At 57.5% G+C, this 12,020-nt stretch carries 10 protein-coding genes and 1 tRNA gene; 6 read left to right on the forward strand and 5 right to left on the reverse strand.

Annotation, left to right across the window (positions count from 1 at the left end; translation table 11 throughout):
* Window position 1 precedes the first annotated feature (1 nt).
* On the reverse strand, window positions 2-1,213 hold the full coding sequence (locus HUO14_RS05480; RefSeq protein WP_176278890.1) for an Nramp family divalent metal transporter: 1,212 nt from the start codon (window positions 1,211-1,213) through the stop codon (window positions 2-4).
* Between the two features lie 18 nt (window positions 1,214-1,231).
* Window positions 1,232-1,873, reverse strand: a complete 642-nt coding sequence (locus HUO14_RS05485) for a prolyl hydroxylase family protein (RefSeq protein ID WP_176278891.1) — start codon at window positions 1,871-1,873, stop codon at window positions 1,232-1,234.
* 107 nt (window positions 1,874-1,980) lie between these two features.
* Here HUO14_RS05485 and gspJ point away from each other — a divergent pair, with 107 nt between their 5' ends.
* From gspJ to HUO14_RS05505, 4 genes are all read left to right on the forward strand, one after another.
* Window positions 1,981-2,595 carry a type II secretion system minor pseudopilin GspJ gene (gene gspJ, locus HUO14_RS05490; protein WP_176278892.1) on the forward strand — a complete coding sequence of 205 codons (615 nt, stop codon included), beginning with the start codon at window positions 1,981-1,983 and terminating at the stop codon, window positions 2,593-2,595.
* Window positions 2,592-3,587 carry a type II secretion system minor pseudopilin GspK gene (gspK, locus tag HUO14_RS05495; protein ID WP_343046060.1) on the forward strand — a complete coding sequence of 332 codons (996 nt, stop codon included), beginning with the start codon at window positions 2,592-2,594 and terminating at the stop codon, window positions 3,585-3,587. Before gspJ ends, gspK begins: the two co-directional genes overlap by 4 nt.
* Before the next feature lie 90 nt (window positions 3,588-3,677).
* Window positions 3,678-3,754 (forward strand) — tRNA-His (locus HUO14_RS05500).
* A gap of 129 nt (window positions 3,755-3,883) precedes the next feature.
* Complete coding sequence (locus HUO14_RS05505; protein ID WP_176278893.1) at window positions 3,884-4,936, forward strand: Leu/Phe/Val dehydrogenase; 1,053 nt, start codon at window positions 3,884-3,886, stop codon at window positions 4,934-4,936.
* Window positions 4,937-5,199: 263 nt separating this feature from the next.
* On the opposite strand, the gene HUO14_RS05510 is transcribed toward HUO14_RS05505, so the two are convergent.
* From HUO14_RS05510 to HUO14_RS05520, 3 genes are all read right to left on the reverse strand, one after another.
* Window positions 5,200-6,243, reverse strand: coding sequence for a phytase (locus tag HUO14_RS05510; protein ID WP_176279493.1), 1,044 nt, complete (start codon window positions 6,241-6,243; stop codon window positions 5,200-5,202).
* Window positions 6,243-9,080, reverse strand: coding sequence for a TonB-dependent receptor (locus HUO14_RS05515; protein ID WP_176278894.1), 2,838 nt, complete (start codon window positions 9,078-9,080; stop codon window positions 6,243-6,245). The genes HUO14_RS05510 and HUO14_RS05515 overlap by 1 nt, the downstream gene beginning before the upstream one ends.
* Window positions 9,081-9,306: 226 nt before the next feature.
* A complete protein-coding gene (locus HUO14_RS05520; protein ID WP_176278895.1) occupies window positions 9,307-9,807 on the reverse strand; it encodes a DUF983 domain-containing protein in 501 nt (166 codons plus the stop codon).
* A 132-nt stretch (window positions 9,808-9,939) separates the two neighbouring features.
* Between HUO14_RS05520 and HUO14_RS05525 the strand changes: the two genes are divergently transcribed.
* Window positions 9,940-10,254, forward strand: a complete 315-nt coding sequence (locus HUO14_RS05525; RefSeq protein WP_176278896.1) for a helix-turn-helix domain-containing protein — start codon at window positions 9,940-9,942, stop codon at window positions 10,252-10,254.
* A gap of 11 nt (window positions 10,255-10,265) precedes the next feature.
* Complete coding sequence (locus tag HUO14_RS05530) at window positions 10,266-11,933, forward strand: SulP family inorganic anion transporter (protein WP_343046061.1); 1,668 nt, start codon at window positions 10,266-10,268, stop codon at window positions 11,931-11,933.
* Window positions 11,934-12,020: the final 87 nt, after the last annotated feature.

A 12,020-nucleotide genomic window follows, 5' to 3' on the forward strand; every position in this document is an offset into this window, starting at 1 on the left:
GTCACGGCCAGAAGCCCAATGCACGGGCAATCAAGCGGAAACCCAGTCCGGTAGTGACCAGCAATATGGCGACACCCAGAATATTGGCCTTGAGGCCATTGGCATATTGGCCGAGCAAATTCCGGTCATTGGCCAGCTTGAGCAGAAACAGCGCGACAATAGGGAGCAGCAGTCCATTGGCAATCTGGGCGACAAATATCAGTTCAACCGGACGATATCCTGAGAGCGCCGCGACCGTGCCGGAGATGATCACTATCAGGGCACCGATCTGGAACGGCCTGCGCGAGCCGGAGGATTTGAAAATCTCTTGCACGATATAGCCGGTCGCCAACGGGGCGGTGATGGCGGAGGTCAGGCCCGCCGCGAATAGCCCCGCGCCCAGCGTGAAGGTCGCCATGCTGCCGAACAGAGGTGTAAGCTGCTGGGCCATATCCACGGCATTTTCGATCGTCTTGCCACTGCCGAACAGGCTGGCCGCTGCCGTTGCCAATATGGTCATCGATACCAGTCCGCCAATGCCGATCGAGAGCGTCGTGTCCAGCTGTGCGTCGGGCAATTGCTTTGCATCCCAGCGCTCCCGGACACTCGCCGCGTGAAGAAACAGATTATAGGGGACGATAGTGGTGCCGATGAGGGCAATTGCGGTCATCAGGCCGCCATCGGGGACCGAGGGAATGAAGCCTCGCAACAGAGCGCCCAGATCCGGCCTGATAAGCAGAAAGGTCAGAAGAAAGGCCAGGCTCATCAGCATCACCAGAGCGATCAGGATATTCTCTATCCATTTAGGCTTTGTGAAAACCAGCATCAACGACGCGAACAGGGCAATGGAGATGATCACCGGCGCTATGCCAAATGCCAGTGGGCCTCCATTGATGGCTTCCAGACCCAGCGCAGCTCCCGACATGTTGCCCGCTTCATATGCTGCGTTGCCGAGCACAAGCGCGGAAATCAGAAGCAGGGAGGCAAGAATGCGGCCAATTGGCGATGCAATGGTTTTCAGCATGGCTTCGGCCAGGCCGAGCTGCGTGACCAGCGCGATGCGGACCGCGAAGCTTTGCAGAATGATCGTCGTGATGGTGGCAAATACCAGAGCCCACAGCAGCGCGAAGCCGAAATTGGCGCCTGCCAGGGTACAGGCCGTGACGGTTCCCGGGCCGATGAATGCAGCGGAAACCATCATGCCGGGACCGGGGCGATAGCGACTGAGTTTCATTATTATTGCGCCATTTCTTCAACGGTTCCAGGGCCAGGGCTTTTTGCGGTACCATTTGGTAATCACATATTTGGTGCCGCTCCGGACCTTCATCCCATGGTGCAGGGTCCGGTCGTTGACGCTACCATCGCGATTGCGGTTATTCCAGCATAGCATCGTTCCGGACACGGGAGTGAAGCTCTTCTTGAACTGCGGAAAGCGGGTTGCTCCGCCGGCGACCGGTTCGTTGAGATAGATCATGAATGTCCAGGTTCTCTGGCCGGAGATGGAGCAATATTTTGCAAAATCTCCGCCGCCCGGATCGAAGAAATCCGTATGGGCCTTGAATTCCTGACCAACCGCATAGCGTTGGCCCTGCAAGGGCTCGCCATATGCTTTGTCGATGCCGGAAAAACCGCAGATTTTCCGGTCAATCCCTGCGACGAAGCCATCCGAATGATCGAGATCGCAGGTTTCGCTGGTACGGAAATAGTTGTCGCCATTGGGATCCGCGATGGTCGAAGGGCGACGTTGCTGGTCGATCAGCGTAACGAGCTTTTCGCATTCCGCCTGATCGAGGAAGTTTTTCACAATGCATAGTTCGATTCCCTCGCGTGGAAAGCGCTGCACCTTTCCCGAGGCCACGAGATAGTCAGCCGATGTGTCATTGGAATCTGTCATGCGAACGTTCGGACCGGCTCCTGCTTAGTCGGTAGGACGATAAATGAATCGCCGTTGATCGCAACCGCTCTTTGCGGCTTCGGTCATTTTGCATATAAGCGCGATCAATGGTGAAAAGTTCCTCTGATTCCTGCGATCGCAACGGTTTCACTCTGGTCGAGATGATGGTGGCGCTGTTCATTTTTGCGATGCTGTCGGTGGCGGGCGTGATCATGTTGCGCTCCGCGGTCGACAGCGATGCGGTCACCGCCGACAATCTTGGTCAAATGGCGGAGATGCAGCGTTTCGTTTCCTTGATGGAAGCCGATTTGAGCCAGGCTTTGCCACGAACCTATCGCGATGAAGCCGGCGACCAGATGCCTGCGTTTGACAGCGAACAGGGCGGGAGCGAGGCAGGCTTCCTCAAATTCACCCGGGGCGGCCAGAGCAATATCAATGGCGAGGCACGATCCAATCTCGAGCGGGTCGAATATCGGCTTACCGACGGCAATCTGGAGCGGTGGCGATACCGGATGACCGATGGCGGTTCAATCGATCAACCAGCTGTCCTGATCTCCGATCTCGGAGATCTGACCGTGCGATTCCGCGACCGGCGCGGCCAGTGGTCCGCTGGCTGGCAAACCGAAAGGCTGGCCGATCTGCCGCGGGCGATCGAAATCCGGTTCGAACGGGCAGGGCGCTCCTATCGCCACCTCTTCCTCGTTGGGACAGGCTATTTGTGAGCCCGCCAAAGCATATCATATCCGGCGGAGAACGCGGCGCGGCGCTGTTGACGGTGTTGTTGCTCGTGGCCGTGATTGCGATACTGGCGGCTCACGGAATCGACCGTCTGGCTGGCGCAACCAAGCTGGCCTCCAATGCGCGCGAACTGTCACAGGCGAAAGCCTATCTGATTGCTGCCGAAGCAATCGGGATCCAGTCGGCAGGGCAGATCGTATCTGCTTCTCCCGGGCGGACCATCAATGCCGGTGGCTGGAACGGCCGGGAGCAGACATTTCCGGTACCCGGCGGAATGATCACGGCATCGCTTGCCGACGGGGGGAACTGCTTCAACATCAACAGCCTCGTGACGCAACAGCAAGCGACCTTGTCAGCCAGGCCGGAAGGACTCGCACAATTTTCGCGGCTGATGGTCATGCTCGGCATATTGGATGGCGATGCCGCCGATATTGCGGCATCGGTTTCCGACTGGATCGATAGCGATATGGTCGCTGCCCCGCGCGGGGCCGAGGATCAATATTATCTGCAGCAGGAGCAACCCTATCGCACCGCCAACGCGTTGATCGTCGATGTCAGCGAATTGCGGACGATCAAGGGGGTGACAGATGATGTTTTCGTTCGCCTGGCACCGTGGATATGCGCATTGCCGACCACCGACCTTTCCCCGATCAATATCAATACCTTGCGGCCCGAACAGGCGATATTGCTGGCGATGCTGGGGGCTGTTCCGTCGGACCTAACGCCTGCGCGGCAGTTTCTGGGGCGCAGACCGGAACTGGGATATGCGAGCCTCAATGATTTCTGGGCCCAGTCCTATCCCGCCAGCCTGGGGGCCGCGCCCGAGGTCCAGAGCCAGACAAAATTGACCACGCGCTGGTTCCGTGCCGACCTGACCGTCGAGATGCAAAGCGCACTGGTCGAGGAGCGCGCTTTGATCGATGCCGCGCGGCAACCGGCCCGTCTTGTCCATCGCCAGCGCGGGGATGCGCTTTAATTCAAAATTGCGCCGCTAAATGCTTGACGATTGCCACTGCCTATCCCTATGCACCCCATCGCAATGCGGCTATATAGTGCGCGGCTTGTGGCGATCGTAGCTCAGTTGGTTAGAGCGCCGGTTTGTGGTACCGGAGGTCGGGGGTTCAAGACCCCTCGATCGCCCCATTTTTCCCCGAGAAGTAAAGCAGCACAAGGCCATCACCACCTGGCCATGCGGGGAAAGTCTCTCTTTATTTGTAATTAAATTACAGCTATGGGACATTTAATTACACCAATTTGCTAGGAATTACCGCCATGAGCGTGATGTGGGATTTGCCGGATTTTGACGACCATGAAGCGGTCCATTTTTTCCATGATGTCGAAACCGGTCTCAGCGCGATTGTCGCCCTGCATAGCACGCATCGCGGCCCCGGGGCCGGTGGCACCCGATTCTGGCATTACGAGAATCGCGAAACCGCGGTAACCGACGTGCTGCGCCTTTCGCGCGGCATGAGTTTCAAGAACGCGATGGCCGGTCTGCCGCTGGGTGGCGGCAAAGCGGTGATTCTCGCCGACCGCAATCGTACCAAGACGCCGGAAATGCTTGCCGCATTCGGTCGGATGATCGAGTCGCTCGGCGGGCGATATGTCACGGCGGAAGACGTCGGAATTACCGCAGCAGACATGGTCGCTCTGACCAAGGAGACCAAATATGTCTCCGGCCTGCCGGTCAGCAACAGCGGCGAAGCCGGCGGCGATCCGGGTCCGTTCACGGCAATGGGCGTCTATCTGGGCGTGAAGGCCGCGGTGGCTCACAAGCTCGGTCGCGATAATATGGACGGCGTCCATGTCGCGATCCAGGGCGTCGGCAGCGTCGGCGGCGGTCTCGCCCGTTTGCTGGCCAGGGATGGCGCGAAGCTGAGCATCGCCGATATCAACAAGGATCATGCAGCGGCGCTGGCCAAGGAAATCGGCGCCACCGTCGTCGGCCTCGACGAGGTCATGCGGATCGAGGCAGATGTGTTCAGTCCCAATGCCTTGGGCGCGATACTGGACAAGGTTTCCATCGCCCATCTCAATGTTCCGATCGTTGCGGGCGGTGCCAATAACCAGCTGGCGACGCCTGAAGACGGGCAGCGAATCTTTGACCGTAACATCCTGTTTGCGCCGGATTATGTGATCAACTCAGGTGGCATCATCAGCGTTGGTCTGGAATATTTGGGCGATGACGATGTCAACGAAGTCAACCGGAGGGTCGCGATGATCCCGCAGCGTCTGACCGAAATCTGGGAACAGAGCGCGGCGCAGAAATTGCCGGATTCCGATGTTGCCGATAATATGGCAATGGCGCTGATCGGACGCGGCTAAACCTATTCCGAACCCGACAGAGATTGACGATTTTATTTTCTGTGACTTTTGACCAGAAAGCTCTGATTTCTAGCGTTCCCCGACCGTTAATAGCGTTTCTAGTGTGACCTTTCAATCTGTTCAATTATCAAAGAGCCGGTCCTGCGCATAGCGAAGGACAGGGCAGAGAATAGGAGATTGGCACAGCTGTAGGAAAGCAGTTTAGGTGGAATGACGGAAGAGAGACGCGGCAAAAGCGCTCTCTTCCGTTCCAGGTTTCGCGATTATGGCGCAACCGCAGCCTTGATCTTTGACCAGCTGACCAGCTTGAAATTTTGCGTGCCGCCTTCATTGGCGCCATCCTGCATCACCATCAGGCCTTCGGGATAGGCCGGACCAAAATCACCCAATATGACTTCGATGCCGTCGGTTTCCGAGGTGCCGTCGATGACGCCGTCGACGAGGCGAAAGCGGTTCACATAGGTGCCGGTGATCAGATCATAGAGAACATAGGCATTGTCGCCCTGACTGGAGGCAACCAGATAGCCGCCATTTGCGCCTTCGGGGGCAAGCGCCAGACCTTCGACATCGGCGACCAGCTCGCTGCCATTGATATTGGCGAAGCGTTGCGGGACGAAATTGTCCGCGTTCAGATCGAACAACCAGATGCCGGCATTTTCCTCGCCGACGTAGAGTCGTCCGGTGCGGTCATCGACGACGCAGCCCTCCGGCTGGGTTGCCAGCTTGTGCTCCCGGCCGATGGTTGCGGCTGGCGTGCCGCCATCAAAGGACAGGGTGATTTCGCGGACAAAACCGCTCTTTTCGATCATATAAGCGAAGGTCTCTCCGCCGCTGTCCTGTCCGAAGCAGAAGCCATAGGCTTCGCCGGGACCGGCCGGATATTTGCCCAGCAGCGACAGTTCCGCGGTTTCCGTGTCGAGCTTGTAGAGGCCGACTTGGGCATTGGCGCGATCGTTGCGGATGCTGGCCCCGACCAGCACGGTCTTTTCGCCGCCGATCATGACTTCGCGCAGATCGACATTGTTGAGTTCGCCTTCGGGAAGGAAGGATTTTTTCGATCCGTCCAGCCCGTAGACATAGAGACCCGCGCGCTTGTCGGTGCCGATGATCAGGCTGTTCGCCGGATCTGCGGCATTGCGCCAGATTGCCGGATCATCGGCCGCGTCGCGGTTGACCGTACCGACCGGAACCGTTTCCGAGTCAGCGGTCAGGTCCAGAGTCGGTGCCGAAGAGACTGTTGCGGCGGTGGTCATGCAGCCGGACAGCATCAGGCTGCCAAGCAGGAGAGGTGAGACTATATTTCTCATCACATCGTTATCTTTGCGCCAAATTTGAAGGTCGAGCCATATTCTTCATATTGCAGCAAGCGCTGGGTCGATTGAAAATTCTGATAGGCGAAATATTTGGCATTGTTGATGTTGATCCATTCCGCAAACAGCCGCACATTCTTGTTCAGCTTGAATTTGACACTGGCGTCGAGCTGGAAGTGATTGTCGACATAGCGGTCCTCGCTGGCTTCCGCGCCGAGTTCATCCAGATAGCGATCCCGATAGGTGCCTGCCAGACGGAAATCGAACGGGCCCTTCTCGTAACCCAGAACCGCGTTGAACGTGTGCTTGGAACTGCTTGGCAGAGTGATGCTGCGCAAGTCGGTGATGTCGCCGTCGGTCGGTACGGTACCGGTGGCATCGGTATAAGTATAGTTGAAATTCACCAGAAAGCCGTCGAGCGGATCGGGCAGGAAATTGAGCGCTTGCGCAAAGCCCAGCTCGATACCGAAGACTTCGGCGCTTGGTCCGTTGATCGGGATGGTGGCCTCGTCAAAATCAATGCCGAAGCGGGTGCCGTCTTCCTCCAGGGAATCGACGATGAAATTCTTGATATCCTTGTAAAAGACATTGGCCGTGAGGGCGCCGTTCGAGCTGAAGTATAATTCGGCCGAAGCGTCGAAATTCCAGGCCTCGTAAGGCTGCAGATTCGGGTTGCCGAATTCGCCTTCGCGTTCATCGTCGTCATTTTGCTCGACCGCAAAGCGGGGGGCAAGGTTGGACAGGTTGGGGCGCACAACGCTGCGATAGCCGGCAGCGCGCAAGACAAGGTTCCGCTGTGGTTCGAAGCGAATGTTGAGGCTTGGCAACCAGTCATCATAGCTGCGCGAGAAGCTGTTGGGCGCGACCACAACCGTGTCTTCGGTAAACAGCACGCCACCGAAGGTTGCGTCCTCCTCAACCAGGGTCACCGTGTTGGCCGAAATGACATTTTCGGTGCGTTCGAAGCGAACCCCGCCGATGACGCGAAGCTTGTCGCTGTCCCAGCGGCCGAGCAGATAGCCGGCGTAAATATCTTCCTGGTTCACATAGTCGGAGACGGCCGAATCAAACTGGCTGTCGGTTTCCTGCAGCTCGAAATCGCCGAAATTGGCCCGGAAATATTCGGTCGGGCCGGTGTGGCTGGCAACCGGGCCGAGGTCGGTGATGCGATAGGTTTGTGTGCCGAGAACATCGGCCAATGTGTAATTGCCGGTACCATCTTCGTAGAATTCCACGTTGTTATCGTGGCTTTTCTCGCGCCAGCGCCCCTTGAAGCCGCCCTGTACGGTGAAATCGCCGCCGTTCATGGCAAAGATATGGGACACATCAAGACGCGCCGAATATTCCTCGTCCCGGGCATCCGACAGGGTTGTCAGCTCGACATCGTCAAGCTCGTAGACGCTGGCATCATTGGCCAGCGCGCCACCCGAGGCGAAGCTGTAAAGCGGGATACGGGGATCGCTATAGTCGAACAGGACGCTGACACCGTCATTTTCGAACGCGTTGGAGAAGGTAGTGGGATCGAGAGAGCCATTTTCATATTCGCTCGATTTTGACCAGCTGCCCGAATATTCGATTTTCCAGGGGCCGGTTTCGGTCTTGCCGCCGAGCACGACGGAGCGGATTTTCTGGCTTTCCATACGGTCCTTGATGTCCCGTTCGATCTCGATTTCGCCGTCGGCGTCATCGAACAATGCGCTATTGGCATCGCCGCTGCTCGCTTCCTCGTCGAGCTTGAAGGTCGTGCGTCCGCGGAATTCCTGGTCGTCAAACTGGCTGTAGATACCGCGGGCATAAAGTTCGGTGCTGTCGCTGGCGCGGAAATCGAAAGAGAGCGAAGCGCTGATCCGTTCGCGCTCGACATCATAGTCGCGATACTGGACTTCCTCGGCATAGACGACGCCATCATCGTTGACGTCCCAGCCTTCGGCCTCGATATTGTCGGTTTCAAACTTGCGCTTGTAATAGGACAGGCCGCCGGCGACGCCGATATCGTCGGTCAGACGGGTGGAGAAATCGATGCTGCCCTTTGGCGAGATATGGTCGGCATAATCATTGTAGCTGCCCTCGATCTTTCCGGTCAGCAGGTCTTTCTTGCGGTCAAAGGCGCTGACGGTCTTGATCTCGATCGAAGCGCCAATGGTATCGCCGTCCATGTCAGGAGTCAGAGACTTCTTGATCTCGATCGATTCGATAAGGTCGCTGGAGATCACGTCCAGCGCCACCGAACGGACATCGCTTTCGGGTGAGGGGATACGCACCCCGTTGAGCGAGGAGGCATTGAGATTGGGATCAAGTCCGCGGACCGAGACGAAACGGCCTTCGCCCTGGTCATTGAGGATGTTCACGCCCGAGACGCGACGCAGCGATTCTGCGACATTCTGATCGGGAAACTGGCCAATCGCATCGCGGGTCAGGACCGAGGATACGCCGTCGGCTTCGCGCTTGCGGGACAGGGAACTCGCCTGATTGGCGCTCTGGCCAATAACAAGGATTTCTTCGCCATTACCGGTCTTCAGGATAATATCGGCGGTGGTTATTCCCGTTTCGGTAACGGTTATGCTGGTCTGGCTGGTGTCTGCGCCGATATAGCGGGCCTCCAGCGTATAGGTGCCAGCCGGTACATCGGGAAAACGATAGCTGCCATCGCGGTCCGTGGTGACCACCCGGTCCAGCTCGACGATGCGGACCTGGGCGGATTGCAATCCTCTGGTGTCGCTGGGGTCGCTGACCACGCCGTTTACCGTGCCGGCCCATGCAGTACCGGGAAGTGCGAGCAGAACAGCCGCCGATCCAATTAGTAACTCTTTGCGAAAATTAGATATTCTAGCCATTTTGCCCTCCGATAAATCTGATGTATCGGGCCTCTAGCCGTGAGGTGTGACGGGAATCGTCTATTTGGACGACTCCTGGATGAATTTTTGATGACGCTTTGGTTACGGCATGCAAATCCTGCACATGTTGCGACGCCGTCGATGGAATATCAGCCTGCCTGCATAGCCCGGAGCGCGGTGGGGCGGACGATCGGCTGGAGCTTCAGTCGGAGCGACCGTCAAACGCTCATGGAAGTTTTTGTGACCTGTCCTGTGACTGGTCTTTTGCAGGGCGCATGGGCTTTTCGAAATCATCCAACCCCATCCACCATTGCATGGCAATGATCGCGCCTTTTGCCGGCTGCAAAAGAGCAGCGATAAGCGTGAGTGCCATGACGATGATAATCGCCAGATTGGTCCACATTGTATAATCGGTTTCGTTGATCATGAAAATGATGACCGGTGCCAGTATATGGCCGGTCAAAATGATCGCCACATAGGCAGGAAAATCATCTGCCTGCTGGGCGGTCCAGTCCTGATCACAGGTCAGGCAATGGTCCACCGGCTTGAGCAGTCGCGGAAACAGGCGGCCAACGCCGCAACTGGGGCAGCGACCGCGAATGCCGCGGACGGCCGCCTGAAAAGCCGTTTTTGGCAAGTGATGCTCGCCAGGTCGGCTTGTTTTTGCTGTGTCGCCGCCGGGCAAATCGTCGAACAATCTATCCAGCAATGTCTCAAATCCACTCATCAAAATTCGCCTGTCGCGGTGTCGGGATTGCAGGCCCCGAATAATGATCAAAGCCAAAAGTTGACTATACAGACTTAGAATAAATTGTTAATACTGATATTTGATGTTTCATATATCAAAGGGAGCTTGTAGATGATCACGGCGCAACAAATGCGGGCTTCGCGGGCCCTGTTGGGTATTGACCAGCGGCAGCTGGCCGGGCTGGCCGGGTTGTCGCTGCCGACCATTCAGCGCATGGAATCGTCGGACGGACAGGTGCGCGGCGTCATCGATACATTGGTCAAGGTTATCGGCGCTCTGGAAAGCGCCGGCATCGAGCTGATTGGTGAAAATGCGCCGAGTACGGGAATTGGCCGCGGTGTACGATTGCGGGATACGATGGACGGCAAGGCCGCGAATCCGGTGGGCTCGATCCTGTTCGACCAGACGAAGGCGGAAGCGGAATAAGAAGTCGATCGGTGGATAGCTTCACTCCCAAAATCCTCACAACCATGCGTGAGGGCTATGATTTCAGCCTGTATAAAGCCGATGCGATTGCCGGGCTGACCGTTGCCATTGTCGCGCTGCCCCTGTCCATGGCGCTTGCCATCGCCAGCGGAGCGTCGCCGGACAAGGGACTGGTCACCGCCATCATAGCCGGATTTTTGATTTCCTTTTTCGGAGGTTCGCGGGTTCAGGTCGGCGGCCCAACCGGCGCCTTTGTCGTGGTGGTGTTCAACGTCATCGCCCAGCACGGCTATGACGGCTTGCTGATCGCCACGTTGATGGCCGGACTGATCCTTATCGCCGCCGGGGTTTTCAGGATCGGGCGCCTGATCAAATTCATCCCCCATCCGGTGGTGACCGGCTTTACCGCCGGGATCGCGGTGATCATCGCCTCCAGCCAGGTGAAGGATTTTCTCGGTCTTTCGCTCGAAAATGTCCCGTCCGAATTTGTGCCCAAATGGCAGGCTTATGCCGGGGCGATAGCATCGGTGCATATTGCAACGGTGCTGGTCGGGCTGGGCGCTCTGGCGGTGATCGTGGCGCTGAGACGATTTGCGCCGAAACTACCGGGTTTTCTGATCGCCCTGATATTGACGGCGGCGGTCGTCGCGTTTCTTGGGCTTCCCGTCGATACCATCGGGACGCGTTTCCCGGATATGGCATCGACCATTCCAATGCCGTCGCTACCGGCCATATCATGGGCAAGGATGGTTGAGCTGCTGCCCTCGGCCTTCACCATCGCCTTTCTCGCCGGGATCGAGGCGCTTCTGTCCGCCGTCGTCGCGGACGGCATGACCGGCAGCCGCCATCGTTCCAATCAGGAGCTGATCGGGCAGGGGATCGCCAACCTCGGCTCGGTGGCGTTCGGCGGCTTGCCCGCAACCGGGGCGATTGCGCGGACCGCGACCAACATCAAGGCCGGCGCCAAGACACCGGTAGCGGGCATGATGCACGCTCTGTTCATTCTGATCTTCGTTTTGTTCGCCAGCGATCTGATGGCCTATGTACCAATGGCGGCACTGGCCGCGATTCTGTTCGTCGTCGCATGGGGCATGTGCGAAATCGACCGGTTCATAGCCTTGCTGCGCATGCCCAATAGCGACCGGGCGGTTTTGTTGCTGACCTTCGGGCTGACCATATTGGTTGATCTGACGGTGGCGATTGGCGTCGGGGTCACTCTGGCGTCGCTATTATTCATGGCGCGGATGAGCGAGACTGTACTGCTCGACAATGGCAATGCTGCGGACGATGATGACGAATTCCATCGCGACGAGCTGGACCAGCGTGACGATCTTCCCAAAGGCGTCGAAGTCTTCCGTATCAGCGGACCGGTGTTCTTCGGCGTGGCGGGCGAGCTGCTGGATGCGATGCGCAAGATCGGACGCACGCCGAAGGTCATCATCCTGCGCATGCGGCTGGTGCCGATGCTCGATGCCAGCGGGGTGACGATGATCGAGGAATTTATCGAGCAGGCCCGGGTTTCCGGTGCCAAGATAATCCTGTCGGGTGTGCAGCATCAGCCGAAGGAAATGTTGGTGCGGGTGGGCCTGTCCGGAGATCATGCCGGGGTGTTTTTCGAAACGGATTATGTCGCCGCGCTGAATCTCGCCAGACAATTGTCCACGATCACATTGCACTAGTCCGACCAGCAAAGTTGAAATGTGATTGTCGAGCGATGGTCACACGCAGGACTTCGCCGAGGTCACCACCGATTGAAAATAGCAAAA

The organism is Parasphingorhabdus flavimaris, from assembly GCF_013371215.1.
Classification (GTDB): domain Bacteria; phylum Pseudomonadota; class Alphaproteobacteria; order Sphingomonadales; family Sphingomonadaceae; genus Parasphingorhabdus; species Parasphingorhabdus flavimaris.

Coding starts and splice junctions, on each gene's coding strand:
- HUO14_RS05480 (WP_176278890.1), bottom strand. CDS start 1,213: ATGAAACTCAGTCGCTATCGCCCCGGTCCCGGCATGATGGTTTCCGCT.
- HUO14_RS05525 (WP_176278896.1), top strand. CDS start 9,940: ATGATCACGGCGCAACAAATGCGGGCTTCGCGGGCCCTGTTGGGTATT.
- gspJ (WP_176278892.1), top strand. CDS start 1,981: ATGGTGAAAAGTTCCTCTGATTCCTGCGATCGCAACGGTTTCACTCTG.
- HUO14_RS05515 (WP_176278894.1), bottom strand. CDS start 9,080: ATGGCTAGAATATCTAATTTTCGCAAAGAGTTACTAATTGGATCGGCG.
- HUO14_RS05505 (WP_176278893.1), top strand. CDS start 3,884: ATGAGCGTGATGTGGGATTTGCCGGATTTTGACGACCATGAAGCGGTC.
- HUO14_RS05510 (WP_176279493.1), bottom strand. CDS start 6,243: ATGAGAAATATAGTCTCACCTCTCCTGCTTGGCAGCCTGATGCTGTCC.
- HUO14_RS05485 (WP_176278891.1), bottom strand. CDS start 1,873: ATGACAGATTCCAATGACACATCGGCTGACTATCTCGTGGCCTCGGGA.
- HUO14_RS05520 (WP_176278895.1), bottom strand. CDS start 9,807: ATGAGTGGATTTGAGACATTGCTGGATAGATTGTTCGACGATTTGCCC.